Below are 25,219 nucleotides of genomic sequence, written 5' to 3' on the forward strand. Positions count from 1 at the left end.
GACAAACGGAGACATCACCATGATTCGCCACTTGCGCGCCGGCACCGCCTGCGCCGTCCTTGCCCTGCTGCAGCTGAGCGCCTGCGGCGGCGGGGGAAGCAACAACCCCGTGTTCACGCCCATCCCGCCGGCCACGACGCCCCCTCCGACCACCCCGCCACCCAGCGAACCGCCCCCGGTCGTGACCTCTCCCCTGCAGCGCGACACCGCCTACGGCAGCGTGCTGGGCACCGACGATGCCGCAGCGACCGGCACCTACAGCTGGAAGGGCGTGCCCTTCGCCAAGCCGCCGGTCGGCGACCTGCGCTGGAAGGCGCCTGTCGATCCGCAGCCGTGGACAACGGTCAAGACGACCCAGAAGCTGGGCAATGCCTGCGTGCAGACCGGCCGCCTTTACGGCCCGGGCCAGAACAACCAGTACGACGCGACCATCGGCACCTCCATCGGCAAGACCACGGGCGCCGAGGATTGCCTCTACCTCAACATCTGGGCGCCTGCGACGGCGGCGGCGACCGACAAGCTGCCCGTCATCGTCTTCGTCTACGGCGGCAGCAACATCACCGGCTACACGGGCGACCCGGTGTACGACGGCGCGGCGCTCGCGAAGGCCGCCAACGCGGTCGTCGTCACGGTGAACTACCGCCTCGGGATCATGGGCTTCCTCGCCTCGCCGCAACTCAAGGCCGGCGTCGATGCGAACGACGACTCGGGCAACTACGCGATCCTGGACCTCATCAAGGGCATGAAGTTCGTCAACGCGAACATCGCGGCCTTCGGTGGCGACCCGGGCAACGTCACGCTGATGGGCCAGTCGGCCGGTGCTGTCAACATCTACGCGCTGATGGTCTCGCCGCTGGTGGCCAATGCCAAGCCGGCCCTCTTCCAGCGGCTGGTTCCGCTGAGCGGCGGCGTCGCCACGGCCACGACCCAGCCGAACCAGGTCAACGCGCTCCTGAGCGCCCTGCTGGTGGCCGATGGCACCGTGGCGGACACCGCCGCCGCGGCGACCTACGTCGCCGGCCAGAGCAATGCCGATCTGGCCGCGTACCTGCGATCCAAGAGCGCGGACACGCTGCTGCAGACTGTGCTGACGAAGCTGGTGCCGCTGGGCCTCTCGGCCTCCAACCCGCTGAACGACGGCACGGTGGTTCCGGTCGATCCGATCGCGGCGATCAACGCCGGGAAGTTCCTGAAGGTGCCGGTGCTGGCCGGCTACACGCGCGACGAGACCAAGCTGTTCCCGCAGAACCTGGCCACCTCGCCGGCATTCGGCGGCATCAGCGGCCGGCTCATCGACGACCCGACCGTGTTCTCGATGGCCTACAGCTACGACCCGAACGCCGCGCCGGCCACGTCGCTCACGCAATGGATCCCCGGCCAGTACCTGCCCGTCACGACACCGGTGACCGGCTTCAACGCGAAGACCGACCTGTACAACCAGTACTTCTTCATCGCGCTGCGCAAGCAGATCTTTCCGGTGCTGCAGGCGCAGAACGTGCCGCTGTGGTGGTACCAGTTCAACTGGGACAAGTCGCCCGCGCCGTTCAACGACATCTTCGGCGCCGCGCACACCTTCGACCTGCCGTTCGTGTTCGGCAACTTCGGCCCGTCGCTCTATTCGAAGTTCGCGAACTCGAAGGCGAACGAGCCAGGCCGGCTGGAACTCTCGGACGCGATGATGAAGAGCCTCGCGGCGTTCGCCCGCGGTGGTGACCCCAACAACGCGGCGCTGGGCGTCAACTGGCCGCAGTACCCGTCGATGCTGAACTTCGACGCCTCGCTGACGGCCAAGGCGATCACGGTGCAATAACCGATACGACCGCCAGGACCGCCACGCATCGGCCGGCATCCTGGCCGGCCGATGCGGGCGCGGCGTTCATGAGGGGGGCCCGTGCCGTGCGTCTTCGTCCGCCTCGGCGACCACGCGGAACATGGTCCGCTTCGTGTTCGTGAAGTGCGGCCGCGCGATGCCGCTCCACGCGGTGGCGCGCACCGCGAGCCAGGGCGGTGAGCCCAGCACGTCTTCGCGCAGCAGGTCGTAGCAGGCCAGCGACAGCGGGCCGGCACCGCGGTTGAGAAAGCGCATCGCCCGCACGCAGCCGGGCACCGCCGCGAGGCCGGGCATGTGCTCGGTGTCATACCAGCGCGAGATCTCGTCGAGCCAGCCCGTCTCGGGGTCGGTTTCGACGACGTAGTGAAAGCGCGAGCGCTCGCCGGTGGAGGCGCCTGCGATATCGAGCATCGGTTCGAGCGGCGATGCACGCACCTCGCTCGCCCAATCGCATTGCGCCTGGAATGCTGCGGCGATCGCATCGCCATCGGGCGCCTCGGCCGCGTGCGACTTCAGGTAGACGTAGGCCTGCGATCCATCGAGGCTCAATGCCGCGCGATACAGCGCGAGCGCGGCGTCGTTGCCGGCACAGAACGCGCGGACATCCGCGTCGATGCGCAAGGCCGCAGCGGACGCGGTGCGCATCTGCAGGAGAACGAAACGGGATTTGCTGTCTTGCATCGCCATCAATCGGGTTTGATCTTCTTGGCGCGAACCACCGCTGACCACTTGGCGCTGTCGCGCGCCAGCAGTGCGCTCAGTTCGGCCGGGCTCGATGGCGCGGGCTCGGCGCCCGACGCCATCAGCCGGCTTTTCACGCCCTCGTTGGCGAGCGCGCGGCGCACCGCCTGGTTCATCGCGTCGGCCACGCCGGCCGGTGTTCCCTTGGCCGCGAACAGCGCATACCAGTTGTCCGAATCGACGCCGGGAATGCCCATCTCCAGGAAGGTCCTGACCTCGGGCAGCAGCGGATGGCGCTTCGATGCGGCGATGCCGATGGGCTTGAGCTTGCGGCTGGTGATGAACGGGAGCAGCCCCGGGATGTCGCCGAAGAAGCCGTCCACATGGCCCGCGAGCACGTCGGTGATGGCGGGTGCGGCGCCCTTGTAGGGCACGTGCAGCAGCGGCGTCTTGGCGGCGTCCGAGAGCAGTTCCATCGCCAGGTGCGGCACGCTGCCGGTGCCCGACGAAGCCAGCGTCAGCGGCTGCTTGCTTTTCTTTGCGGCGGCCACGAACTCGGCGCCGGTGTTGTAGGGCGCGTTCGCCCCGACCACCAGCACCTCGACGTTGCGCACCACCAGCGAGATGGGCGTCAAGTCCTTCGCCGGGTCGTACATGAGCTTTTCGTACAGCGACGGATTGATCGCCACCGCGCCCACGCTGGTGAGCCACAGCGTCTGCGCATCGGGCGCCGAGCGCGACACGTACTCCGCCGCGATGCCGCCGTTGGCGCCCGCCTTGTTCTCGACGATGACCTGATGGCCGGTTTCCTTGCCGAGCTGCTCGGCGATCGCGCGGGCCACGAAGTCCACGGGGCCGCCCGGTGGAAATGCGACCACGATGCGCGTGATCTTTTCCTGCTGCGCGCGCGCGGGAAGGCCCGCGGCCGCAAGCGCGGCGGCGGCCATGCCGTGCAGGCACTGGCGCCTGTGAACGAGCACTTTCTTCATCCTGTGTCTCCTGATGTTCTTTTGGGATAAGTCAGTCGCAGCGCACGGACATGCCGCCGTCCACCACGATCTCGGTGCCCGTGACGAAGCGCGCCTCGTCAGATGCGAGAAAAAGCGCGGCCGCTGCGGTGTCGCGCCCGTCGCCCATGAAGGGCAGCGGAATGCGCGCCTGGCGTTCCTTCAGCAGCGCCTGGACGTCGCCGCCCGCGCGCTGTCCGGCCAAGCGTGTCTCGACCATCGGCGTGTGAAGCTGCCCCGGCACGACCGTGTTCACGCGAATGCCCTGCCCCGCGTACTGCACCGCGAGCACGCGCGTGAACTGCATCACCGCGGCCTTGGTGGAGGCATACGCGATCTGTGCGGCACCGGTCCAGCGCGTGGCCGAGGTCGAGGCCAGGTTGACGATGGCGCCGTCGCCCTGCGCCAGCATGTGCGGCAGCACGTGCTTGCAGGTGAGGAACACGCTTTTCAGGTTGTGATCGACCTGCGCATCCCACACCGCTTCGGACATCTCGACCGGTCCGCCCTTGGCCGAGCCGCCCACGTTGTTGACCAGCACGTCGATGCGGCCGAAGCGCGCGATGCACTGCGCGACCATCGCCTCGATCGATGCGGCCTGCGTGACGTCGCAAGGGGCAGCCGCGAACACGCCGCCGGCCTGCGCGATGAGTTCGGCGGTCTCGCCCATCCGTTCGAGATCGCGGTCCACGCCGAACACCTGCGCGCCCTCTTGCGCAAAGCGCACCGCGATCGCGCGGCCATTGCCCCATCCGGGGCCGACCGAGCCCGCGCCGGTGACGAGCGCGACCTTGCCTTGGAGGCGGCGCGCGGTGGGTTGGAAGAAATCTGCTGCTGTTGCTGCGGTAATGGTCATGCGTCGAACCGGTAGAAGTCGAGGGGGTTGCGCACCAGGATCTGCTCGCGCAGCGCCGCATCCGGCGCGATCTGCGCCAGCGCATCGACGAGCACGCCGTCGTCCGGCACGTGGTGATGGTTGGGGTGCGGCCAGTCGCTGCCCCAGAGGCAGCGCTCGGGGAACTCGTGGGCCAGCCGGTGCGCGAGCGCGATGCCGTCCGCGTAGTCCGCACCGCCCGAGATGCGGTCGATGCCGCTCAGCTTCACGCGAAAGAGCGGGTTGCGCAGCAGCGCGCACAGCGCAGCGAAATCGGCATGCGCTGCGCCGAGCGAGGCATCGACACGCCCCATGTGATCGATGACCACCGGCACCGCGCTGCGCGCGAGCGGCGCGGCCAGCGCGTGCACCAGGCTGCTCTCGAAATGCACCTGCAGGTGCATGCCCAGCGGCGCGAGCCTGCGGGTGAAGGCGACGATGTCGTCCACGCTGGCCGAGGCGCCCAGGTGCTTCATGAAGTTGAAGCGCACGCCGCGGAATCCCGCCGCGGCCAGGCGCGCGAGTTCGGCATCGGCCACGCCCAGCGGCACCAGCGCCACGCCCAGGTAGCGCCCGCCGCCCGCGGCGATCGCGTCTTCGATCACGCGGTTGTCGAAGCCGTGCACCAGCGACTGCACGATCACGCAGCGGTCGATGCCCAGGTGCTCGTGCAGCGCGAAGAGCTTCTCCTTCGGTGCGTCGGCGGGCGTCCAGTTCAGCGTCTCGGAAAAGGGAAATTGCGCGGCCGGTCCGAAGATGTGCACATGCGCGTCGCAGGCACCGGGCGGCAGCCGCAGATGCGGCGCCGAGGGCCGCGGGTTGTAGGTCAGGGTGGGTGGCATGTCGTTGTCTCTCGATGAATTGTCTGGCGGTGCCTGCGGCTCCATATCAACTTTTTGCGGATATCAGCTATCCGTAAAATGCATGGCCATGGACCTCACGCGCCTCAACTATTTCGTCGCCGTCGTCGAGGCGGGCAGCTTCAGCCGCGGCGCTGCGTCGCTGCACATGTCGCAGCCCGCGCTGAGCCGGCAGATCCTTTTGCTCGAAGAAGAAGCCGGCCAGCCGCTGCTCGTGCGCACCGGCCGCGGGGTCGAGGCCACGGAGTCGGGCCTCGCGCTGCTCGCGCATGCGCGGGCGATCCTGGAGATGGCCGACCGGGCGCGCGCGGACATGCAGGAGCGCCGTGCCAGCCCGCACGGCCGCGTCGTGGTGGGCCTGCCGCCGCGCGTCGCGCACGTGCTCGCGGCCGACCTGGTGGAGCGCTTTCGCGCGAAGTTTCCCGATGCGGTCATCAGCGTGGTCGAGGGCTTGAGCATTCGCCTGCGCGAATGGCTGGTCGCGGGCAAGCTCGACATGGCGATCCTGTTCGATCCGCCGCCCTCGCCCCAGATGCAGGAGGAAACGCTGGCGCGCGAGCCGCTGATCGTGATCGGCCCCGAGCCATTGCCGCGCCGCATGAAGCTGGCCGACGTCGCGGCGCTGCCGCTGGTGATGCCGAGCGGACCGAACGCGCTGCGCCAGTTGCTCGAACGCGAAACCAAGCCGCGCGGCATGCCGCTGTCGATCGTCGCGGAGGTCGACTCGGTGCAGACCGTGCTGTCGCTGGTGGCGCGCGGCGTTTCGTACACGGTGCTGCCGCAGAGCGCCGTGCGGCTGTGGACATACGACCAACCGCTGCATCGCGCGGCCATCCATGCGCCGGCCATCCGTAATCGCATCGTGCTCGCCATTCCGAAAGCGCGGCCCGCGACGCGCACCAGCCGCTGGGCCGCGCAGGTGCTGCGCGAACTGGCGCTGGAGCACTACGCAAGCGCGAAGGCCGAATGAAGGTCAGTGCCCGATCTCCAGCGCCACGAGGAAGCGCGACACCATGTTGTAGGCGCCGACCGTGACCATCGCATCGACCACCTGCTGCGGCGAGAAGCGCGCGCTGACCTGCTGGTAGAGGGCGGCCGGCACCTCGATGCTGCGCGTCATGGCGTCGGTGAGCTCGATGAGCAGCGCCTCGTCGTCCGACAGGCCCGGGCCGATGGCCGCCGGGTCCGACAGCGCATCGACCGCCGCCTGCGAGGCGCCCGCCTGCAGCGCGATGGGCACATGCGCGTCGTATTCGTAGCGCGCCCGGTTGAGCACCGCCACACGCAGGATGACCAGCTCGCGCGCCGCCTCGGGCAGGCTGTTGTGGCGGCGCACGGCCGTCAGCAGTTGCTCCCAGCCATGCGCCATCGGCGGGCTGTTGAGCAGCACCTGGTAGAGCGGCGAGACGCGGCCGCGCTGCCTGGCGATTTCCGCTTCGAGCGTGGCGAGTTCGGGGCGGCTTCCGGGTTCGACGGGAGAGATTCGCATGATGGTTTCGGTTCAGGGATGAAAAGGAAAAAAGTCTGCGCTCAGAAGGTGCGAATGAATCCGGCGTGCCTGGGCGGGCTCAGCGGGCATGGCGGGTTCGTTCGCACCTTCTTAGATCATCGGCGTCGCCGCGCCGTCCATGGCGATGGTGGCGCCGGTCACGTAGCTTGCGCGGTCCGAGGCGAGAAAGACCACCATGTCGGCGATCTCCCGCGGCTCGGCGGGCCGGCCGATGGGCAGCGCGGCACCCGGTGCGGCGGGCGCTGGCCGGCCTTCGAGCAGAGCCAGCCGCGTCTCCGCTTCCTGCCGCTGGCGCAACCGCTCGGTGGCCACCTGGCCCGGATTGAGCGCGTTGATGCGCACGCCCTGCCGCGCATACGCCGCGGCCATGCCGGCGCTCGCGAGCAGCAGCGCGGCATTGGCGGCGCCGCCGGCCAGGTGCGTCGGGTTGGCGACCTTGCCGCCCGCGCCGACGATGTTGACCACGCTGCCCGCGCCGCGCGCGGCCATGCGCTGCACGGCCGGCGCCATGACGTGGATGTAGCTGAAGAACTTGGCCTGCATCGCGTCGCTCCAGGCCGCGGCGTCGAGTTCGCCCGGGGGCCTGCGCTTGGCGGCGCCTGCGCAGTTGACCAGCACGTCGAGCGGGCCCGACGCGGCCTCGATCTCATCTAATGCAGCGAGCGCCGATACGGGGTCGCGAAGATCGGCGGCATGCCATGCGACGCGGCCTTCGGTCTCCAGCGACAGGGCGGCCGCGCGCAAGGCGGTGTCGTCGCGCGACAGCATCGTCACCCGCGCGCCTTCGGCGAGAAAGGCCTGCACGCACGCAAAGCCGATGCCGCGGCTCGCGCCCGTCACGAGCACATGGCGCCCGGCAAGTGCGAGGTCCACTGCGCTCAGCCCCGCTTCTCGAGCAGCCCGCCGTCCACCGGCAGGATCACGCCCGTGATGTAGCGCGCCTCGTCGGAGGCGAGGAACAGCGCCGCATTCGCCACGTCCCACGCCGTGCCCATGCGGCCCATCGGCACCAGCGCCTCGCGCTCGGCGCGGATCACGTCGCGCGAGACGCCGCGCTCCTGCGCGCGGCGTTCGATGGCCATCGGCGTGTCGATCAGGCCCGGCAGGATCACGTTGGCGCGGATGCCGTGGCGCGCGTTCTCCATCGCGATGTGCTGGGTCATCGTGTTGACCGCGCCCTTGCTGGTCTTGTAGGTGATGCTCGGCCGCGCCGCCAGCGACGAGGTCGAGGAGATGTTGACGATGCAGCCGGACTGTCGCTCGATCATGTGCGGCAACACATGCTTGCAGGTCATGAACATGCCCTTGAGATTCATCGCCATGATGGCGTCCCACGCGTCGGCGTCCATCTCGACCGTCTTGCGGTCGCCCTTGGAGCGGCCCACGTTGTTGTGCAGGATGTCGATGCGGCCATGGCGCTCGATGCATGTGGCCGCAATCGCCGCGCAGTCCGCCTCGCGGGTGATGTCCGCGCGCAGCACGGAGGCGCTGCCGCCCAGGGCGACGACGGCATCGCGGGTGCTTGCGGCCCATTCTTCGTTGATGTCCACCAGCAGCAGCGTCGCGCCCTCTTGCGCAAAGCGCTCCGCGGTCGCGCGGCCGTTGCCCACCGTGTCGCCGGGCTGCTGCCCCGCGCCCACGATGATGGCGATCTTGCCTTCCAGTCTTCCTGTGCCCATGTCGGTTCCGTTGTTCCTGTGTGTGTGATTCGTTGTCGTGTTTGAGGCGGCGCTCAATCGATCGTGATGTGCCCGTCGGTGACGACCTTGCGCCAGCGCGCTTCTTCCGCGCGCATGAACTTCGTCATCTCCTGCGGCGAGTTGACCGCCACGGTCAGCCCCTCGCCCGCGAGCCGCTCGCGGTAGGCCGGCGCCTCGGCCGCCTTGCGCAGCGCCGCGTTCAGGCGATCGAGCACCGCGGGCGGCGTGCCGCCCGGCGCGAAGATCGCGTACCAGACCTCCGCGCTGTAGCCGGGAATCGTCTCCGCGATGGTCGGCACGTTCTTGTAGGCGGCCGAGCGCTGCGGCGAGGTCACCGCGACGGCCCGCATCTTTCCGCTCTCGACGAACTTGGCGACCCCGCCGGCCGTGCCGAACACCATGTCGATCTGCCCGCCGAGCAGGTCCGTGTAGGCCGGGCCCGCGCCGCGGTAGGGCACGTGCGTGATGTTCACCTGCGCCATGTTCTTGAAGAGCTCACCGGCCAGGTGCACGGCCGAGCCGTTGCCCGAGGAGCCGTAGTTCAGCTTGCCCGGATTGGCCTTGGCCGCCTTGACGACATCGGCGATCGTCTTGTAGGGGCTGTTGGGCCGCGTGACCAGCACGTTGGGGCCGTGGCAGATGAGGCCCACTTCGGTGAAGCCCTTCTCGGTGTCGTAGGGCAGGCTTTTCACGAGCGAGGCGTTGATCGCGATCGCCGAGGTGGTGAGGAGCAGCGTGTAGCCGTCGGCGGTTGCCTTGGAGACGATGTCCGAGCCGATCACGGTGCCGGCGCCCGCGCGGTTGTCGATGATGACCGGCTGCCCCAGCTCGGCCGCGAGCGCCTGGCCGAGCACGCGGCCGACGACGTCGGTGCCGCCGCCGGCGGTGAAGGGAATCACGACGCGCAGCGGGCGCGAGGGAAAGGCATCGGCGGCGCGTGCCGCGGTGCCGATGAAGAGGGCCGGCGCGCCGACGAGGGCCGTGCCGGCCGTGGCCATGCGCAGCACGGCGCGGCGCTGCAGGCTGGGGAATTTCAAGATCGTCTCCTTGTTCTGTCTGGCGATGCCCTTCATGAAAGGCATCGCGGCGAACAGCAAGTCTAGGAACGCGCGAGCGCCCTGCTTTGACGATTCGGCAAAGCTCCTTTTCCGGCGCCTATGCGCCCCGGCCTTCGCCGGACACCAGGTGCGCGAGAAACTCCTGCGCCGCCGGCGACAGTGCCGCGCGGTCGCCGACGCACACCCACAGCTGCCGATGCGCCCAGTCGTCTTCCAGCGGCAGCACCACGAGGCCCATGCGCGCCTCGTAGTTGCGCGCAATGCCCACCGGCACGATCGCCAGGCCCAGGCCCTCCCGCACCAGCTCGCAGCGGGCCTCGGGGTTGGACACCTGCGCGCGCACCCGCAGCGGACGCGTCAGCGCGGGCGCGATCAGCTGCATGAACTCCTCCACGCTGTGGCGCGGGAAGTAGCCGAGGAAGTCGTAGTCGAGCGCGTCTTCGAGCCGCAGCGTTTCCCGCCGGGCAAGCGCGTGGCCCACCGGCACGACGAGCCCGACGCGGTCGGTGCGGTAGGGCATCGACACCACGCCGGCCGCCGGATGCGCCGCGTGATAGACGCCGATGTCCGCCTCGCCGTCGGCCACGATGCGCGGCACGTCGTAGCTGAAGGCCTCCATCAGGTCGACCCGCGAGTCCGGCGCCTTGCGCGAGAAGCTGCTGATCTCCGACGGCAGGAACTGCTGCACGGCCGACGAATTGGCGACCAGCCGGATCTTGGGCACGCCGCTGGCCGAGTACGCGCCCAGCGATGTCTGCACCTGCGCGAGCGTGCGCAGGATCGCCTTGGCCTGTTGATAAAGCATCGCGCCCGCTGGCGTGGCCTCCACGCCCCGACCGTGGCGGCGCAAGAGGCGCGTGCCCAGCTGGCGTTCGAGTTCGGTGATGCGCTTGCTCGCAGCGGAGGTGACGACATGCACCCGGTCGGCTGCACGCGAAAGGCTTTTCTCCTCGATGGCGGCCACGAGGATTTCGAGTGAGGCGATGTCCATCGCGCGATTTTCAGTCATCGGGCGGACGGAGGTGACAGTGTTGAATTGAACATTATTTAGTCGAAAACAGAGAATTCATTGAGTAATTTTCACAATCGTGTAACGCGCAAACAGCATCCTTTGGTTCCCATTTCGGGCGGCATCTCCCGGGCGATCAGCGCCTCGCGGCGTGCCGCCTTCATTCCAGAGGTTCACGGTGACGGCGACTCAAACATTCTCAAAACGCTTCCTGGTGGTGGCCTGCGCGGTCTTCCTCGCGTCATGCGGGGGAGGCTCGGGCAACGGCGGCGGCTCGTTCTTTCCCCTGCTCCCGCAGGGTCCGAATTCCGGCGGCCCCGGCACCCCGGACAACCCGCCTCCTCCCGGCGACGCCGGTGCCAAGCATGCCGCGTCCGTGAGCGTGCAAGGCGACGGCAGCGGCGACGTGGAATCGCTGGACACCGCCATCGCCTGCGACACGCAGTGCAGCGCCGACTACGCCGAAGGCGCGACCGTCAAGCTCATCGCGACCGCCGCGCGCGGCTCCGTCTTCGCCGGCTGGCAAGGCGCCTGCGAAGGCACCACCGATGTCTGCGAGCTGACGATGGGCGAGGCACGCAATGTCGTCGCGAAGTTCTCGCTCGCCGAAAAGGCCGCGCCCACGGGCACCTGGTTCAAGGGCGACACGCACGTGCACGATGACCATTCCGACGACGGCAGCGCGCCGCGCCAGCTGAACCACGACATGGCCAAGGGCAACCTCTCGCTGGCCGACCAGATCGGCCAGGCCGGGCGCACGGGCCTGGACTTCATGCCCTTCACCGACCACCGCACCTACGACCAGCACTACGACCCGCTGTGGGAATCGTCGTCGCTGCTGCTCCTGCGCGGCGAAGAGGCCAACGGCAAGCCGCACGCCATCTCTCTGGGCGGCGTGGACTCGGTCGTGCAAGGCGCGATGCATCCGGACCGCGCGCAGTTCGCGCTGGTGCAGCAATCGATCTGGGATGCGCATGCGCAGGGCGCCATCTGGTCGATCGCGCATGCCGACGACGGCGAGATGAATACCGACGGCTCGCCCAACATCAACGCCAGCGTGCAGGGCGTGAACCTGGTCGAAGTCTGGAACCGCTCCAAGAGTCCCGACAAGCAGATGGACTACGCCGAGAACCGCTGGAACGCGGGCTTTCGCTTCGGCGTGGCCGGCGCGAGCGACAACCACTTCCGCGAATACTGGGGCGCGCCGTATCTCAACAGCCCCGGCATGCCCGTGACCAAGGTGCTGGCCAAGGCCTACAACGAGCGCGGCATCCTGGAAGCCCTGCGCGCGGGCTACACCAGCCTCTCGATCAACCCGACCGGCCCCGCCGTCGCGATGACCTCCGACCTCAAGGGCGGCGGCTACACGGCCATGAGCGGCGACGAGGTCTTCGTTCCCGCGGGCACCGCCGGGCACCTGCGCATCAACGTGCAGCGCGCCGCGGGCATGGACGTGCTGGTGTTCCGCATGCCCGGCAAGAGCGCCGGCCCGTTCAAGACCTTCAAGCCGACGCGCGACGACGAGACCTACAGCGTGGACGTCACCGCCGGTTCGCAGCCCGACTGGTACCGCGTCGAAGTGCGCGGCCTCAACGTGCCCATTCCGCCGGCCGCGCAGGCGATGGAGCTGAAGGCGGCCGTGTCGCCGATCTTCGTTTCGCCGGCGCCGGTCGAGGCGAAGGCGGAAGTCGCCGTGCCCAAGGAAGACAGCCTGGCCGACGGGGCCCTGCGCGTGGCGGGTGCGCGCGGCGATTTCGCGGGCTTTCCGGACATCGTGGCCGCCGAAGGCGTGCTGCATGCCGTGACCGAGATGCACGGCGATGCGACCAGCACCGTCGTCTACCGCCGCCGCGATGCCAAGGGCGTCTGGAACGATGCCGGCCGCACGTTGAGCGGCAAGGGCATCGCGCGCTTTCCGCGCGTGGCCGTGCGCGGCAACGACGTGTGGGTGGCGTGGGAAGAAGACACCGTGCAGGTGCCGCATCGCCCCGTCATCAACCTGCGCCATTCCGCCGATGGCGGCATGACCTGGGCATCGACCGAAACGGTGCGCTCGCTGGAGGGCCGCGCCGAGCATCCGGACCTCGCCATCGCAGCCAGCGGCAAGCCGGTGGTGGCGTGGCAGGAAATCCAGGGCGGCCAGCCCTTCGACATCATGGTGCAGGAAGTGGGCACCGATGCGCAGCCGCGCAACCTCTCGCGCGCCGGCAAGTCGGTCGACGCCGGCACGCCCGACGACACGCGCTCGCCGCGCTATCCGGCCTCGGTGCTGCCGAACGTGACGGTCGCGGCCGATGGCCGCGTGGCCGTGGCATGGCAGGACAACCGCAACGACCAGGACCCGCTGTGGACCGGCGCGGCCGGCTATGGCGACGGCTCCAACCCCGACGATTGGCAGATCCAGGTCGCGGTGCGCGCGGCGGCCGGCGCATGGGCCGCGCCCGTGAGCCTCGGCGCCACGGACCGCGCCGATCGCCACCCCGACGTGGCCTTCGCGGGCAACGGCGATCTCGTCGTCGCCTGGGAAAGCAAGGAGCAGGAGCCCGCCGGCAAGAACCTCGCGGTGCTCGCGGCGGTGTCGGGCGATGGCGGCGCGACCTTCTCGGCACCGGCCGTGCTGGCCGCGGAGCCGACCACCATGAGCCAGCGTCCGCGCCTGGGCGTGGACACCGACGGCTCGGTGCGCGTGGTCTGGTTCGACTCGCGCTCGGCCGACTGGCGCTGGCGCGTGATGACGGCGGTCTACAAGAAGTCCGGCGGCTGGGATGCGGGGACGCTGCTGAAGGGCTCGGGCATCAACACGTGGCCCGTGACTTCGGGCGGCGTGATCGCGTTCGCGAGCACGCGCAATGCGACGCGGCTGCAGCGCGACCAGACGCAGCAGGTGTTCCTTCTGTCTGCGAAGTGACCTGCCATTGCGCATGAAAAATCCCCGCCATGGCGGGGATTTTTTTCGTCCGGCTTTGCCGCTCGCCGCTACTTCAACGTCACGCTGTACGGCGCGGGCACCCAGCTGTAGCCCACCCGCTCGGCCTTCACATGGCCCAGCCCGGGAAAGGAGATGTGCGCGCTCCCGATCAGGTAACCCTGCCGCGCGGCATCGCGCAGGATCTTCTGGCGCGATGCGATCGCTTCGGCCGGCGCGACGTCGTATTCCACCGAGACCGTCGGATCGCGAAACTGCACTTCGGCGGCATGCACGATGTCGCCCCACAGCAGCAACCGCTCTCCCCGGCTCTCGACCAGGTAGCCGCTCAGCCCCGGCGTGTGGCCCGGCAGCGGCAGGCTTCGCACGCCCGGGAGCAATTCCGTGGCGCCATCGAAGGCCTGCAGCTTTCCGGCATCGACGTAGGGGTCGACCGTCTGGTGCGACTGCCTGAACGTCGTCTTGCGGTTCGCCGGCGCGCGCGCCTCGGCGGCCGGGTTCAGCCAGTAGTTCGAATCGCGCTGGTCGACATGCACGACCGCGTTCGGAAACACGCGCCGGCCGCCGATGCTCAGCCCGCCCGAATGGTCGCCATGGATGTGCGTGAGCAGGATCGTGTCGATGTCCTCGGGCTGGTAGCCCGCTGCGCGCATGTTCGCGACCAGTTGCCCGCCGGCGGTGCCGAAGAGTTCCCCGGCGCCTGTGTCGACCAGGATGCGGTGCGCGCCCGTGTCGACCAGGTAGCAGTTGATCGACAGCTCCACCGGCAGCGCCTGGTGCGATGCGCCGAACGCCTTGCGGACCTCGGCGGGCTTGCTCATGATCGTCGGCAGGTCGCGCGACGCGGTGCCGTCCGACAGCACCGTGACCTTGAAGTCGCCGAGGCGAAAGCGGTAATAGCCCGGCGCCTGCTGCGCAACCCATCCGGCCGGCGCCGCCACGGGATCGGCCGATGCCATCGGCGCGACGGCGACCATCAGTGCGGCAACAAGGCCCGCGACTTTGTGCTTGGTCGTTGCCATGGTCATTGCTTCAGCGCGTCGCGAATGGCCTCGCTGGCCTGCCTGATCGCCGCTTGCGTGCTCGCCTGGTTGCGGATGCCGTTCAGCAGCACGAAGTCGTGGATCGTGCCGTTGTAGCGCGTCGCCGTTACCTCGACGCCGGCCTCCTTGAGCTTGCGGGCATAGGCCTCGCCTTCGTCGCGCAGCGGGTCGTTCTCGGCGGTGATGACCAGCGCCTTGGGCAGGCCACGCAGTTGCTCGGTCGTTGCGCGCATGGGCACGGCATAAGGGTTCTGCCGCGTCTTCGGGTCGGGCGCGTAGATGTTCCAGCCGAACTGCATGAAGGCGCGCGAGAGGAAGCGGCCCGAATCGAAGTCGCGGTACGACTGCGTTTCGAAATCCGTGTCCGTGGCCGGAATCAGCAGCACCTGCAGCCGGATGTCCGGGCCGCCCCGGTCCTTGGCCATCAGGGTCAGCGCGGCCGACATGTTGCCGCCCACCGAGTTGCCGGCCACCGCGATGCGGCTGCCATCGACGCCGATTTCCGCGCCGTGCCCGGCCACCCATTGGGCAGCCGCGTAGCTCTGCTCCATCTGCGTGGGAAACACGGCGTCGGGGATCGGCGTGTACTCGACGATCACCGCCGCCGCGCCCGATCCGACGACCAGGTCGCGCACCAGCCGCTTGTGGTTCTCGAAGTCGCCGGCGATCCAGACGCCGCCGTGGATGAAGAGCAGCACCGGCGGCTTGCCCGTCGCGTTCTCCGGCTTCATCACGTAGAGCTTGACGCTCTTTCCGTTCGCGGAAATCGTCTTCTCCGAAATGATGACGCCGGAAACGTCGACCGGCGTCTTGGCCTGAAGGCCTGTCAGCACCGCGCGGACCTGCGGTCCGGGCAATGTCCAGAACGGACTGCTGTCCTTGTTGACGTCGGCCAGGAAGGACCGGATCGGCGGGTCGATCCGGGGGTCTGTCGCTGCATCGGTTGCCGCGACGACAGGCTGCGTGAGGGTGGTCATGGTGAGGGCTCCTGCAATGAATGCCAGTTTGGAAAAGTGATTCACGACGTGCTCGCTTTCAGTAGGTCGAGGTGCTCGGGTTGCGCCGCGACTGTTGCTCGATGCGGCACGATCCAAAGATATCGACGGCAGCCTGAAGCGATAAGCCCTGCATTCCGGGAAAAATTGTGCTGCCCACGGCACAATTCGAACCCTTGGTTTTTCACGAGGCCGACATGGAAGACACCCTGATCTTTGTGAAGGTCGTCGAGGGCGGAAGCTTCACCGCGGCGGCGCGCGACCTGCGGCTGCCCAAGACAACCGTGAGCCGCAAGGTGCGCGAACTCGAATTGCGGCTTGGCGTGCAACTGCTTCACCGCACCACGCGCCGGCTGGGCCTCACCGAGGCGGGCGGTGTCTATTTCGAGCACTGCAGGAAGATCCCGCAGGCGCTGGCCGATGCCGAAACGGCTGTCGGCCAGCTACAAGGCCAACCTCGCGGCACGCTGCGCGTCACCTCGTCGTACTCGGTCATGGTGAGCCTCATCGCGCCGCTGCTCGGCGAATTCCGCGTGCTCTATCCGGACCTGTTCGTCGACCTCGTGCTGACCCACCGCACGCTCGATCTCGTCGAGGACGAGATCGACATCGCCTTGCGCATGGGAACGCTCCCGGACTCCTCGATGGCCGCGCGGCAGCTGGCGGTGCTTCCCAACCGGGTGTATGCGAGTGCGGCCTACCTGGCGCGGCACGGCGAGCCGAAGCACCCGCTCGAGCTGCGGCAGCACAGCGCGCTCGTCACGCGCGTGGCGCGCCGCGGCAGCGGCTATGCCTGGCCGATGAGCAACGGCGGTGCGGCCGAGAGCTTTGAAATCACGCCCGTCATCGAGGCCGACGACCCGCAGGTGCTCAAGGCGCCCCTGTTCGCCGGCGCGGGCCTGATGATGGCGACCGACCTCATCATGCGCGAGCACGTGGCCGAGGGGCTGGTGGTGCCCGTGCTCCTCGGCTGGGTCGGACGCTGCCCCGCGCTGAATGCCGTGTTCCCGCGCGGGCATGCGCAGCCGCCCAAGCTGCGCGTCTTCATCGACTTCCTGGTGGCGCGGCTGCAGCGCGAAGCCGCTGCGCCGCCGATCGCCCTGCCGCTCGGCATGGCGCCGGACGCAGGATCGCCAGACGACGACACATGCTGACCGGCGGCGCAAAGCCGGCGGTCAGCCCAGTCGTCACTCGGCCTCGATCTTCGCGGCCTCCACCACCTTGCCCCAGCGCACGAACTCGGCCTTGCTGAACTCGTCGAGCTGCCTGGCGTTCATGTAGTCGGCCGTCGCGCCGAGCTCGGCCGCCTTCTGCTGGAAGGCCGGCGTCGCCACGATCTTGGAGATCTCGGCGTTGAGCCGGTCGATGACGGGCTGCGGCGTCTTGGCCGGCGCAAACACCGCGAACCACGAGGTCGCGTCGAGGTTCGGAAGCCCCACCTCCGCGGCCGTCGGCACGCCCGGCAGCGACGCGACGCGCGTCTTGCCGGTCACGGCGATGGCGCGCAGCTTGCCCGACTGGATGAACGGCATGAACGGCGGCGGCGTGCCGAAGGTCATGTCGACCTGGCCGCCCAGCAGGTCCTGCAGCGCCGGGCCCGTGCCCTTGTAGGGAATGTGCGTGATGCGGATGCCGGCCTGCTGCTCGAGCATGGCGCCGGTCACGTGCTGCAGCGAGCCGGGGCCCGACGATGCGAAGGTGAGCTTGCCCGGGTGCGCCTTGGCATAGGCGATCAGTTCGGCCATGTTCTTGACCGGCACGTCCGCGCGCACCACCACCACCTGCGGCGCGCTCAGCACGTTGGCCACCGCGCGCAGGTCTTCGGGCGCCCACTGCTTCTGCTTGACCACGTGCGGGGAGATGACGTGGTAGCCCGAGTACTGCATCAGCAGCGTCTGGCCGTCGGGCTCGGCGCGCTTGACCTGCACGGCGGCGATCACGCCGCTGGCGCCCGCCTTGTTGTCCACGATGACCGACTGGCCCAGCGCCTTGCCGAGCGGATCGGCCAGCATGCGCCCCGCGATGTCGGTCGTGCCGCCGGCCGCGGCGCCCACGACCATCGTGACGGGGCGCGTGGGGTAGGTCTGCGCGAAGGCGCTGCTGCCGATCAACGCGGCGAAAGCCGTCAGCGCGCAGAGGCTGCGGCGTATCGGCGATGAGGGATTCGGATGCTGTTTCATGTCTTTGTCTCCTGGTTTCTGTGGAAGTGAACTCGATGGGAAATCAGTGCTCGCGTGCAAGCGCCCGCGCGCGCGTGGCCTCGAAATCGGCCGGTGGCGGATGCAGGTCGAGCCGGCGCCCGGCCTTCGCGATCTGGCTCGGCGTGTCGTGCCCGATGAGCGCCGGCAGGCGGCGCGCGGCGGCCATCAGCGCCTGCACGTCGGTGCCGGTGTCGTAGCCCATGAGCTCCAGCGCGTGCGCGATGTCTTCGCTGCACACGTTGCCCGATGCGCCCGGCGCATAGGGGCAGCCGCCGATGCCGCCGATCGAGGCGTCGAAGCAGCGCGCGCCCGCGTCGATGGACGCGAGCACGTTCGCCAGGCCCATGCCGCGCGTGTTGTGGAAGTGCAGGGTCAGGGCGGTGGCGGGCCAGCGCGCGATGAATTCGCGCACCATGTGCGCGACCTGCCCCGGGTAGGCCATGCCCGTCGTATCGCACAACGTGATGCCCGTCGCTCCGACTTCTTCGACGAAGCGCCCGCACCACGCGAACGCATCGCTCTCCGCGATGTCGCCTTCGATCGGGCAGCCGAAGCTGCACGAGAGCGACACGTTGACCGCCACGCCGGCCTGCCGCGCGAGCGACGCCACTTCGGCAAGGCCCCGCAGCGACTGTTCGCGCGTCATGCGCAAGTTGGCGAGGTTGTGGCTTTCGCTGGCCGACATCACGAGGTTCATCTCGTTGGCCTGTGCATCGATGGCGCGTTCGGCGCCGCGCACGTTGGGCACGAGCGCGCTGTAGACCACGCCGGGCACGCGCTCGATCTCGCGCAGCACGATCTCGGCATCGGACAGCGCGGGAATCGCCTTCGGCGAGACGAAGGCCGTGACCTCGATCTTCGCCATGCCCGCGCGCGAGAGCGCGTTGACCAGTGCGATCTTGTCTTCCGTGGGCACGAAGGCCGCTTCGGCCTGCAGGCCGTCGCGCGTGCCGACCTCGTACATCCTGATGCGCCGCGAGGCGCCGTTCCAGACTGCGTTGTCCGCGTTGTTCATGCGACCACCTTTCTGCCGCGCAACGCGGCGATGTCATCGGCGGTGAAGCCGAGTTCGTCCAGGACCGAATCCGTGTCGTCTCCCAGGCCCGGCGCCGAGGAGCGCACCGTGCCCGGCGTGCCCATGAGCTTGGGCACCACGCCGGGCACCTCGATGTCGTGGCCGTCGCGCGTGCGTTGTTGCAGCAGCATGTCGCGCGCGCGGTAGTGCGGGTCTTCGCAGATGTCCTTGGCGGTGTAGACCTTGCCGGCGGGCACGCGCGCCGCGCCGAGCACGTCGAGCACCTCGGCCACCGGGCGCACCAGCGTCCAGGCCTCGATCGCCCGGTCGAGTTCTTCCACGCGCGCCACGCGGCCCGCGTTGTCGGCCAGTGCCGCGTCGGCGCCCAGGTCGTCGCGCCCGATGGTCTGCATCAGCCGCTTGAAGATGCTGTCGCCGTTGCCCGCGATCAGCACGAAGCCGTCGCTGCAGCGGTAGGCGTTCGATGGTGCGATGCCGGGCAAGGCGCTCCCGGCGGCCTCCCGCACCGCGCCGAATGCGCTGTACTCGGGCACCAGGCTCTCCATGACGTTGAACACCGCCTCGTTGAGCGCGACGTCGATCACCTGCCCCTTGCCGCCGTTCACCTTGCGGTGGTAGAGCGCCGTGAGCACGCCGACGGTGCCGTGCAGCGCGGCCAGCGTGTCGCCGATGGAGATGCCGCAGCGCACCGGCACCTGGCCCGGCTCGCCGGTGAGGTGGCGCAGCCCGCCCATCGCCTCGCCGATGGCGCCGAAGCCGGGCAGGTCGCGGTAGGGGCCGGTCTGCCCGTAGCCGGAGATACGCAGCATCACGAGGCCGGGGTTCAGCGCCGAGAGCACGTCGTAGCCCATGCCCCAGCCTTCGAGCGTGCCGGGGCGGAAGTTCTCGATGAGCACATCGGCCTCGGCGATGAGCTTGCGCGCGATGTCCTGGCCTTCGGTGCTGCGCAGGTCCAGCGCGATGGAGCGCTTGTTGCGCGACTGCACCTGCCACCAGACCGAGGTGCCCTCCTGGATCAGCCGCCAGTTGCGCAGCGGATCGCCGCTGCCGGGCGGCTCGATCTTGACGACGTCGGCGCCGAATTCGCCGAGCGTCTTGCCGGCGAAGGGACCGGCGATGAGCTGGCCCATCTCGATGACGCGCAGGCCTTGCAGGGCGCCGGGTGTAGGTAGCGTGAGAGCCATGTGTTTGAAGTCTCCGTTGGAGTGCAGGCGGGGTGCTGCATCCGATGCCCGGATTCTGGGCAGCCGGCCTCTCGGAGGGAACGACAAAGGCGCGCACCCAGCTTTCGCGGATCGCGAAAGCTGGAAGGGGTTAACCCGCGCAGAGGTGGTCGATGAGCGTTCGCACGTGGCGCGGCACCGCGCCCGCATCGCGCAGGCCGATCACCAGGCGCCGGTGGGTCCAGTCGTCTTCGAGCGTGATCTCGCGCAGGTTCATCGAGCGCAGGTGCGGCTGTATCGCCTCGCGTGGCAGCACCGCCACGCCCATGCCCGCAGCGACCATCTGGCACATGGCATCGAAGCTGCGCACCTGGATGCGCAGCTTCAGGCGCCGCCCCAGCGTCTCGCTTGCGGCCTGCAGGCGCTGCGCGAGCGAGGTGGCGCCCGAGAGGGTCACGAAGTCGAAGTCGCAGGCCTCTTCGAAACGCACGCTCTTGCGGCGCGCGAACGGGTGGCCGCGCGGCACGACCAGCACCAGGCGGTCTTCGCGGTAGTTCACGATGTCCAGGCCCAGCGTGGGCGTGCGGTCCGCGAAGATGCCGACGTCGGCGCGGCCGTCGAGCACCGCCAGCACGATCTCGCTGCTGTTCTGCTCCTCGAGCTCGATGCGGATGCCGGGGTTGGCGGCCACGAAGCTCGCGAGTTCGCGCGGCAGGAACTGCGTCACGGCCGAGGTGTTGACCCACAGGCGCACCACGCCCACCACGCCCGAGGCGTAGTCCGACAGGTCGGCCGCGAGCTGGTCGACGTCGTTCAGGATGCGCTGCGCATGCCGGTGCAACGCATCGCCCGCGACGGTGAGCGTGACGCCGCGCGAATGGCGCTCGAAGAGCTCGGTGCCCACCGCCGCCTCCAGATCGGAGATGCGCTTGCTGGCCGCGCCCACCGCCAGGTGCGCGAGTTCGGCGCCCTTGCTGATGCTGCCGGTGCGCACCACGAGGTTGAAGAGCGAGAGCGAGACGAGGTCGAGGCGATGCAGGTTCACGGCTGCGTGCAGTGCTTGGATGCGGAGGGAAGGCGGGAGGCCATTGTGCGCGCCGGGTCCGCTTCGGACCCTCAACGGTTTCCCTTTCCCCTTTGCGTTTGTTAGGCCGGAATGAGCACCCGAGCACGCTGCCTGGTTATTGCAACAGGCGAAAACACGCGCAATGCCGATCCGTAAGATCGCGCCCCAACGCCGCGAGGCGCAACGAGAGCTCGCATGAAATTCAGGTTATGGATGGCAACGCTGGCCGTCATCGCGGCTGCGGCCGTCGGCGCCGGCGCCTATGCATGGCAGCCGTCCATCGACGCCCTGCCCGACCGCCCGGTACCGACCGACAACCAGGCGCTGCTCGCGCAAGGCGCGCGCATCGCGGCGCAGGGCGACTGCATGGTCTGCCACACGAGCGCCCACGGCAAGCCCTACGCGGGCGGGCTGCCGCTGAAGACGCCCTTCGGCACGATCTACAGCACCAACATCACGCCCGATACGGCCACCGGCATCGGCAGCTGGTCGCTCGCCGCCTTCGAGCGCGCGATGCACGCCGGCGTCTCGCGCGACGGGCACCTGCTGTACCCGGCGTTTCCCTACGCGCACTTCACGCGGATGACGCAGGAGGACGTCGGCGCGCTCTACGCGTACCTGATGGCGCGCACGCCCGCCGAATCCAAGCCGCCGGAGAACGAGCTCGTGTTCCCGCTCGGCTTCAGGCCGCTGGTGGCGGGATGGAACCTGCTGTTCCTGCAACGCGGGGCACTGCCGGCACCGGCCACGCCGCAGTCGGCCGAATGGCTGCGCGGCCAGTACCTCGTGGAGGGCGCCGGTCATTGCGCAGCCTGCCACACGCCGATGAACATGCTCGGCGCCGAGAAGAGCGGCCAGGCCTTCGCGGGCAACCTGATCGACGGCTGGGAAGCGCCGCCGCTCAATGCACTGGCATCGAAGTCGCCCAAGCCATGGACGCGCGAGCAGCTCGTGGCCTACCTGCGCACCGGCCTTTCGAGCGAGCACGGCGCCGCCTCCGGTCCGATGCGCCCGGTGACGCAACACATGGCCGATGTGCCCGAGGCCGACGTGCGCGCGATCGCGACGTACATCCTCGCGCTGGACACCAAGGCACCGGCGTCATCCGCAACCGCATCCGCATCTGCACCTGCACCCGCACCGGCCGTCGCAACAGCAGGCCAGCGCGTCGACAGCGGCGCCGCCCTGTTCGCCGGTGCCTGCGCCGGCTGCCACGCCGCCACTGCGCCGATGGGCACGATCAGCGAGCGGCCTTCGCTGGCGCTGAGCACGGCCATCAACGCCGACAGCGCGCGCAACGCGATCCGCACGGTGCTCGGCGGCAATCCATGGAACGGCTCCACGGCGGCGCATTTCATGCCGCCCTTCGCCGACGCACTGAGCGATGCGCAGATCGCCGAAGTCCTGACCTACGTGCGCGCCAGTTCCACGCAGCGGCCGGCCTGGCCCGACCTGGAAAAGGACGTCGCCCACATCCGCAACGAGGCATCGCCGAAATGATCACCCTGACCGTCAACGGCACCGACCACGCGCTGGACATCGACCCGTCGATGCCGCTGCTCTACGCGCTGCGCAACCACCTGAAGCTCAACGGCGCGAAGTACGGCTGTGGCCTCGGCCAATGCGGCGCCTGCACCGTCATCGTCGACAAGCGTCCGGTGTTCTCGTGCCTCATGCCGGTGTCGGCCGTGGGCCAGCGCGCGGTGCGCACCATCGAGGGCCTGGGCAGCGCCGAGAAGCCCGCGCCGATCCAGAAGGCCTTCATGGACCAGCAGGCCGCGCAGTGCGGCTACTGCATCGCCGGCATGGTGATGCGCGCGCAGGCGCTGCTCGACGAGCGGCCCGGCGCGAACGAGGAAGAAATCCGCCGCCACATGCAGCCCAACCTCTGCCGATGCGGCACGCACATGCGCATCGTCGCGGCGATCGTGCAGGCCTCGCAGACGATGGCGGGCAAGGGAGCGGCCGCATGAGTTCGGAACTTCGCGATCCGTCGCGCCGCCACTTCATCGCCGCGGGCTCGCTGACCGTGAGCTTCGCGCTCTGGCCGGCCGCCTCCGCATTGGCGCAGCAGGCCACCGAAGCCGCAGCGCCGGTCGCAGTCGATGGCGGCGCGGCCAAGCTGCCGGGCGACCTGGGCAGTTCGCCGATGCTCGATGCGTGGATTCGCATCGACGAGAAAGGCGCCATCACGGTCTTCACCGGCAAGGCCGAGCTCGGCACGGGCATCCGCACCGCGTTCATCCAGATCGCCGCCGAGCAACTCGGTGTGTTGCCGCCAGCGATCCACATGGTCACCGCCGACACCGGTGCCACGCCCAACGAGGGCTACACCGCCGGCAGCCATTCGACGGCCGACAGCGGCACGGCGATCCTGCATGCGGCCGCGCAGGTGCGCACCTTGCTGCTGGGCACGGCGGCCGCGAAGCTCGGCGTCGCGGCCGATCAACTCACGGCGCGCGACGGCAAGATCACTTCAGCCGACGGGCGCACGCTGAGCTACGGCGATGCGGTCAGCGGCCTCGATCTGCACCGCCGCGCCGAGCCGCGCTCCGACCTGGTCGAGCCCGCGAAGCACCGCGTCATCGGCCAGTCGCTGCGCCGCGTGGACATTCCCGGCAAGGTCACGGGCGGTGCGAGCTACGTGCAGGACATGCGCCCGCCGGGCATGGTGCATGCGCGCATCGTGCGCCCGCCGTCGTATGGCGCGACGCTCACGGCGCTGGACAGCGCGGCCGTCGAGAAGATGCCGGGCGTGCTGAAGGTCGTGCGCGACGGCAGCTTCGTCGCCGTGGTCGCAGAAGACGAGTGGCAGGCCATCCAGGCGATGCGTGCGCTGACCGGCGCCGCGCGCTGGCAGCCGCAGGCCGCGCCGCTGCCCACGCCCGCCACCATCGCCGACACGCTGATGAAGCTGCCGGCACGCGAGATCCACGTCGGCGACCGGCATGGCACCGCGGCGCCCGCCGCGAAGACGCTCCATGCGCGCTTCACCAAGCCCTATCTCGCGCATGCATCGATCGGCCCTTCGTGCGCGGTCGCGCAGTTCGATGCCGGGGGCGCCAAGCTCAGCGTCTGGACCCATTCGCAGGGCGTGTTCCCGATGCGCGCGGCGCTGGCCGAGCTGCTGTCGATGAAGCCCGAGGACATCCGCTGCATCCACGTCGAAGGCTCGGGCTGCTACGGCCACAACGCCGCCGACGATGCGGGCGCCGAGGCCGCGCTCATCGCGCGCGCCCTGCCCGGCAAGCCGGTGCGCGTGCAATGGATGCGCGAGGACGAGTTCACCTGGGAGCCCTTCGGCCCCGCGATGGTCACCGACGTGAAGGCCTCGCTCGACGCAGAAGGCCGCGTGGTCGACTGGCAGTACGAGATCTGGAGCAACTCGCACAACCAGCGCCTGGACAACGCGGGCCGCTTCATCTCCGCGCAGTACCTGGCCAGGCCCTTCGTGCCCGCGCCGCCCAAGCCGATTCCAATGCCCGAGGGCGGCGGCGACCGCAACAGCCTGCCGCTGTACAACTTTGCGAACTACGAGGTGCAGCACCACTTCCTGCCCGACATGCCGGTGCGCGTCTCGGCGATGCGGGGCCTGGGCGCATTCATGAACGTCTTCACCATCGAGAGCTTCATGGACGAGCTGGCCGCGGCCGCGGGCGCCGACCCGGTCGCGTTCCGGCTCAGGCACCTGGACGATCCGCGCGCGCGCGACGTGGTCAACCTGGCCGCGCAGCGCTTCGGCTGGGATCCGAAGCGAAAGCGCGTGCCCCACCGCGGCGTGGGTTTTTCGTTCGCGCAGTACAAGAACCTCATGAGCTATCTGGCGCTCGCGGTCGAGATTTCGATCGTTCCCGAGACCGGCGAAGTGCGCATCGAGCGCGCGGTGGCGGCCATCGATTGCGGGCAGGTGGTCAACCCCGATGGCGTGCGCAACCAGGTCGAGGGCGGCATCCTGCAATCGTCCAGCTGGGCGCTGTTCGAGCAGGTGCAGTACGACAGCCAGCGCATCCGCAGCCACGACTGGAGCGGCTACCCGATCATGCGTTTCTCGGAGGTGCCGCGAAAGGTCGAGGTGCACCTCATCGACCGCCCGGGCGCGCCGTTTCTGGGCACCGGCGAAGCGTCGCAGGGGCCGGCGCCGGCAGCGATGGCCAACGCGATCGCCGATGCCACCGGGCGGCGCCTGCGCACGCTGCCGCTGGCGGCCGGGGGCCGGCTCAAGGAATACCGCACGGGCTGACACGCGCAGTCATGCGCAG

The 25,219-nt window shown here is 69.2% G+C and carries 22 protein-coding genes; 7 read left to right on the forward strand and 15 right to left on the reverse strand.

Annotated features, from left to right (window positions below; translation table 11 throughout):
- Nucleotides 1-19: 19 nt before the first annotated feature.
- On the forward strand, nucleotides 20-1,810 hold the full coding sequence (locus BM133_RS10540; RefSeq protein ID WP_093433524.1) for a carboxylesterase/lipase family protein: 1,791 nt from the start codon (nucleotides 20-22) through the stop codon (nucleotides 1,808-1,810).
- Between the two features lie 66 nt (nucleotides 1,811-1,876).
- On the opposite strand, the gene BM133_RS10545 is transcribed toward BM133_RS10540, so the two are convergent.
- From BM133_RS10545 to BM133_RS10560, 4 genes are read right to left on the reverse strand one after another with little or no spacing between them, the layout of a single operon-like run.
- Nucleotides 1,877-2,512, reverse strand: a complete 636-nt coding sequence (locus BM133_RS10545; protein WP_093435243.1) for a hypothetical protein — start codon at nucleotides 2,510-2,512, stop codon at nucleotides 1,877-1,879.
- 5 nt (nucleotides 2,513-2,517) lie between these two features.
- A complete protein-coding gene (locus BM133_RS10550; protein ID WP_177224779.1) occupies nucleotides 2,518-3,501 on the reverse strand; it encodes a Bug family tripartite tricarboxylate transporter substrate binding protein in 984 nt (327 codons plus the stop codon).
- A 31-nt stretch (nucleotides 3,502-3,532) separates the two neighbouring features.
- Nucleotides 3,533-4,375 (reverse strand): SDR family NAD(P)-dependent oxidoreductase, encoded by an 843-nt coding sequence (locus tag BM133_RS10555; RefSeq protein WP_093433526.1) that lies wholly within the window; start codon nucleotides 4,373-4,375, stop codon nucleotides 3,533-3,535.
- Entirely contained in the window at nucleotides 4,372-5,235 is an 864-nt protein-coding gene (locus BM133_RS10560; protein ID WP_093433528.1) for an amidohydrolase family protein, read from the reverse strand. The genes BM133_RS10555 and BM133_RS10560 overlap by 4 nt, the downstream gene beginning before the upstream one ends.
- A gap of 88 nt (nucleotides 5,236-5,323) precedes the next feature.
- Between BM133_RS10560 and BM133_RS10565 the strand changes: the two genes are divergently transcribed.
- Nucleotides 5,324-6,223 carry a LysR family transcriptional regulator gene (locus BM133_RS10565; protein WP_093435246.1) on the forward strand — a complete coding sequence of 300 codons (900 nt, stop codon included), beginning with the start codon at nucleotides 5,324-5,326 and terminating at the stop codon, nucleotides 6,221-6,223.
- A 3-nt stretch (nucleotides 6,224-6,226) separates the two neighbouring features.
- On the opposite strand, the gene BM133_RS10570 is transcribed toward BM133_RS10565, so the two are convergent.
- The 5 genes from BM133_RS10570 to BM133_RS10590 form a co-directional block, all read right to left on the reverse strand.
- Nucleotides 6,227-6,742, reverse strand: a complete 516-nt coding sequence (locus BM133_RS10570; protein ID WP_093433529.1) for a carboxymuconolactone decarboxylase family protein — start codon at nucleotides 6,740-6,742, stop codon at nucleotides 6,227-6,229.
- A 111-nt stretch (nucleotides 6,743-6,853) separates the two neighbouring features.
- Entirely contained in the window at nucleotides 6,854-7,636 is a 783-nt protein-coding gene (locus BM133_RS10575; protein ID WP_093433531.1) for an SDR family NAD(P)-dependent oxidoreductase, read from the reverse strand.
- A 5-nt stretch (nucleotides 7,637-7,641) separates the two neighbouring features.
- Nucleotides 7,642-8,442 (reverse strand): SDR family NAD(P)-dependent oxidoreductase, encoded by an 801-nt coding sequence (locus tag BM133_RS10580; protein ID WP_093433533.1) that lies wholly within the window; start codon nucleotides 8,440-8,442, stop codon nucleotides 7,642-7,644.
- A 53-nt stretch (nucleotides 8,443-8,495) separates the two neighbouring features.
- A complete protein-coding gene (locus BM133_RS10585; RefSeq protein ID WP_256219132.1) occupies nucleotides 8,496-9,500 on the reverse strand; it encodes a Bug family tripartite tricarboxylate transporter substrate binding protein in 1,005 nt (334 codons plus the stop codon).
- A gap of 118 nt (nucleotides 9,501-9,618) precedes the next feature.
- Nucleotides 9,619-10,512 (reverse strand): LysR family transcriptional regulator, encoded by an 894-nt coding sequence (locus tag BM133_RS10590; protein ID WP_093433534.1) that lies wholly within the window; start codon nucleotides 10,510-10,512, stop codon nucleotides 9,619-9,621.
- A gap of 196 nt (nucleotides 10,513-10,708) precedes the next feature.
- Here BM133_RS10590 and BM133_RS10595 point away from each other — a divergent pair, with 196 nt between their 5' ends.
- A complete protein-coding gene (locus BM133_RS10595; protein ID WP_143100112.1) occupies nucleotides 10,709-13,438 on the forward strand; it encodes a CehA/McbA family metallohydrolase in 2,730 nt (909 codons plus the stop codon).
- A 68-nt stretch (nucleotides 13,439-13,506) separates the two neighbouring features.
- On the opposite strand, the gene BM133_RS10600 is transcribed toward BM133_RS10595, so the two are convergent.
- Nucleotides 13,507-14,478 (reverse strand): MBL fold metallo-hydrolase, encoded by a 972-nt coding sequence (locus BM133_RS10600; protein ID WP_256219133.1) that lies wholly within the window; start codon nucleotides 14,476-14,478, stop codon nucleotides 13,507-13,509.
- Nucleotides 14,479-14,480: 2 nt separating this feature from the next.
- Complete coding sequence (locus BM133_RS10605; RefSeq protein WP_093433537.1) at nucleotides 14,481-15,476, reverse strand: alpha/beta hydrolase; 996 nt, start codon at nucleotides 15,474-15,476, stop codon at nucleotides 14,481-14,483.
- 215 nt (nucleotides 15,477-15,691) lie between these two features.
- Here BM133_RS10605 and BM133_RS10610 point away from each other — a divergent pair, with 215 nt between their 5' ends.
- Nucleotides 15,692-16,648, forward strand: a complete 957-nt coding sequence (locus BM133_RS10610; RefSeq protein ID WP_093433539.1) for a LysR family transcriptional regulator — start codon at nucleotides 15,692-15,694, stop codon at nucleotides 16,646-16,648.
- Between the two features lie 33 nt (nucleotides 16,649-16,681).
- Here the strand turns inward: BM133_RS10610 and BM133_RS10615 are convergent, their stop codons facing one another.
- The 4 genes from BM133_RS10615 to BM133_RS10630 all read right to left on the reverse strand — a co-directional run bounded on the left by BM133_RS10615 (nucleotide 16,682) and on the right by BM133_RS10630 (nucleotide 20,939).
- A complete protein-coding gene (locus BM133_RS10615; RefSeq protein ID WP_093433540.1) occupies nucleotides 16,682-17,674 on the reverse strand; it encodes a Bug family tripartite tricarboxylate transporter substrate binding protein in 993 nt (330 codons plus the stop codon).
- A gap of 43 nt (nucleotides 17,675-17,717) precedes the next feature.
- Nucleotides 17,718-18,710, reverse strand: coding sequence for a hydroxymethylglutaryl-CoA lyase (locus tag BM133_RS10620; RefSeq protein ID WP_093433542.1), 993 nt, complete (start codon nucleotides 18,708-18,710; stop codon nucleotides 17,718-17,720).
- Complete coding sequence (locus BM133_RS10625; RefSeq protein WP_093433543.1) at nucleotides 18,707-19,915, reverse strand: CaiB/BaiF CoA transferase family protein; 1,209 nt, start codon at nucleotides 19,913-19,915, stop codon at nucleotides 18,707-18,709. The genes BM133_RS10620 and BM133_RS10625 overlap by 4 nt, the downstream gene beginning before the upstream one ends.
- A gap of 130 nt (nucleotides 19,916-20,045) precedes the next feature.
- Nucleotides 20,046-20,939 carry a LysR substrate-binding domain-containing protein gene (locus BM133_RS10630; protein WP_093433545.1) on the reverse strand — a complete coding sequence of 298 codons (894 nt, stop codon included), beginning with the start codon at nucleotides 20,937-20,939 and terminating at the stop codon, nucleotides 20,046-20,048.
- 216 nt (nucleotides 20,940-21,155) lie between these two features.
- On the opposite strand from BM133_RS10630, the gene BM133_RS10635 reads away from it, so the two are divergent.
- Genes BM133_RS10635 through BM133_RS10645 form a run of 3 tightly spaced genes read left to right on the forward strand, consistent with a single transcriptional unit; the run spans nucleotide 21,156 to nucleotide 25,200 of the window.
- Nucleotides 21,156-22,460, forward strand: a complete 1,305-nt coding sequence (locus BM133_RS10635; RefSeq protein WP_093433546.1) for a c-type cytochrome — start codon at nucleotides 21,156-21,158, stop codon at nucleotides 22,458-22,460.
- Nucleotides 22,457-22,933 (forward strand): (2Fe-2S)-binding protein, encoded by a 477-nt coding sequence (locus tag BM133_RS10640; protein WP_093433548.1) that lies wholly within the window; start codon nucleotides 22,457-22,459, stop codon nucleotides 22,931-22,933. Before BM133_RS10635 ends, BM133_RS10640 begins: the two co-directional genes overlap by 4 nt.
- Entirely contained in the window at nucleotides 22,930-25,200 is a 2,271-nt protein-coding gene (locus BM133_RS10645) for a xanthine dehydrogenase family protein molybdopterin-binding subunit (RefSeq protein ID WP_093433549.1), read from the forward strand. The genes BM133_RS10640 and BM133_RS10645 overlap by 4 nt, the downstream gene beginning before the upstream one ends.
- Nucleotides 25,201-25,219: the final 19 nt, after the last annotated feature.

The organism is Variovorax sp. 770b2 (genome assembly GCF_900115685.1).
In the GTDB taxonomy this organism is placed as follows: domain Bacteria; phylum Pseudomonadota; class Gammaproteobacteria; order Burkholderiales; family Burkholderiaceae_C; genus Variovorax.

What these genes read in the sequence shown, in the direction of transcription:
- BM133_RS10570 (WP_093433529.1), bottom strand. Translation starts at nt 6,742, where the DNA reads ATGCGAATCTCTCCCGTCGAACCCGGAAGCCGCCCCGAACTCGCCACG.
- BM133_RS10600 (WP_256219133.1), bottom strand. Translation starts at nt 14,478, where the DNA reads ATGGCAACGACCAAGCACAAAGTCGCGGGCCTTGTTGCCGCACTGATG.
- BM133_RS10625 (WP_093433543.1), bottom strand. Translation starts at nt 19,915, where the DNA reads ATGGCTCTCACGCTACCTACACCCGGCGCCCTGCAAGGCCTGCGCGTC.
- BM133_RS10620 (WP_093433542.1), bottom strand. Translation starts at nt 18,710, where the DNA reads ATGAACAACGCGGACAACGCAGTCTGGAACGGCGCCTCGCGGCGCATC.
- BM133_RS10610 (WP_093433539.1), top strand. Translation starts at nt 15,692, where the DNA reads ATGGAAGACACCCTGATCTTTGTGAAGGTCGTCGAGGGCGGAAGCTTC.
- BM133_RS10550 (WP_177224779.1), bottom strand. Translation starts at nt 3,501, where the DNA reads ATGAAGAAAGTGCTCGTTCACAGGCGCCAGTGCCTGCACGGCATGGCC.
- BM133_RS10635 (WP_093433546.1), top strand. Translation starts at nt 21,156, where the DNA reads ATGAAATTCAGGTTATGGATGGCAACGCTGGCCGTCATCGCGGCTGCG.
- BM133_RS10565 (WP_093435246.1), top strand. Translation starts at nt 5,324, where the DNA reads ATGGACCTCACGCGCCTCAACTATTTCGTCGCCGTCGTCGAGGCGGGC.
- BM133_RS10645 (WP_093433549.1), top strand. Translation starts at nt 22,930, where the DNA reads ATGAGTTCGGAACTTCGCGATCCGTCGCGCCGCCACTTCATCGCCGCG.
- BM133_RS10590 (WP_093433534.1), bottom strand. Translation starts at nt 10,512, where the DNA reads ATGGACATCGCCTCACTCGAAATCCTCGTGGCCGCCATCGAGGAGAAA.
- BM133_RS10605 (WP_093433537.1), bottom strand. Translation starts at nt 15,476, where the DNA reads ATGACCACCCTCACGCAGCCTGTCGTCGCGGCAACCGATGCAGCGACA.
- BM133_RS10540 (WP_093433524.1), top strand. Translation starts at nt 20, where the DNA reads ATGATTCGCCACTTGCGCGCCGGCACCGCCTGCGCCGTCCTTGCCCTG.
- BM133_RS10560 (WP_093433528.1), bottom strand. Translation starts at nt 5,235, where the DNA reads ATGCCACCCACCCTGACCTACAACCCGCGGCCCTCGGCGCCGCATCTG.
- BM133_RS10640 (WP_093433548.1), top strand. Translation starts at nt 22,457, where the DNA reads ATGATCACCCTGACCGTCAACGGCACCGACCACGCGCTGGACATCGAC.
- BM133_RS10555 (WP_093433526.1), bottom strand. Translation starts at nt 4,375, where the DNA reads ATGACCATTACCGCAGCAACAGCAGCAGATTTCTTCCAACCCACCGCG.
- BM133_RS10615 (WP_093433540.1), bottom strand. Translation starts at nt 17,674, where the DNA reads ATGAAACAGCATCCGAATCCCTCATCGCCGATACGCCGCAGCCTCTGC.
- BM133_RS10545 (WP_093435243.1), bottom strand. Translation starts at nt 2,512, where the DNA reads ATGCAAGACAGCAAATCCCGTTTCGTTCTCCTGCAGATGCGCACCGCG.
- BM133_RS10580 (WP_093433533.1), bottom strand. Translation starts at nt 8,442, where the DNA reads ATGGGCACAGGAAGACTGGAAGGCAAGATCGCCATCATCGTGGGCGCG.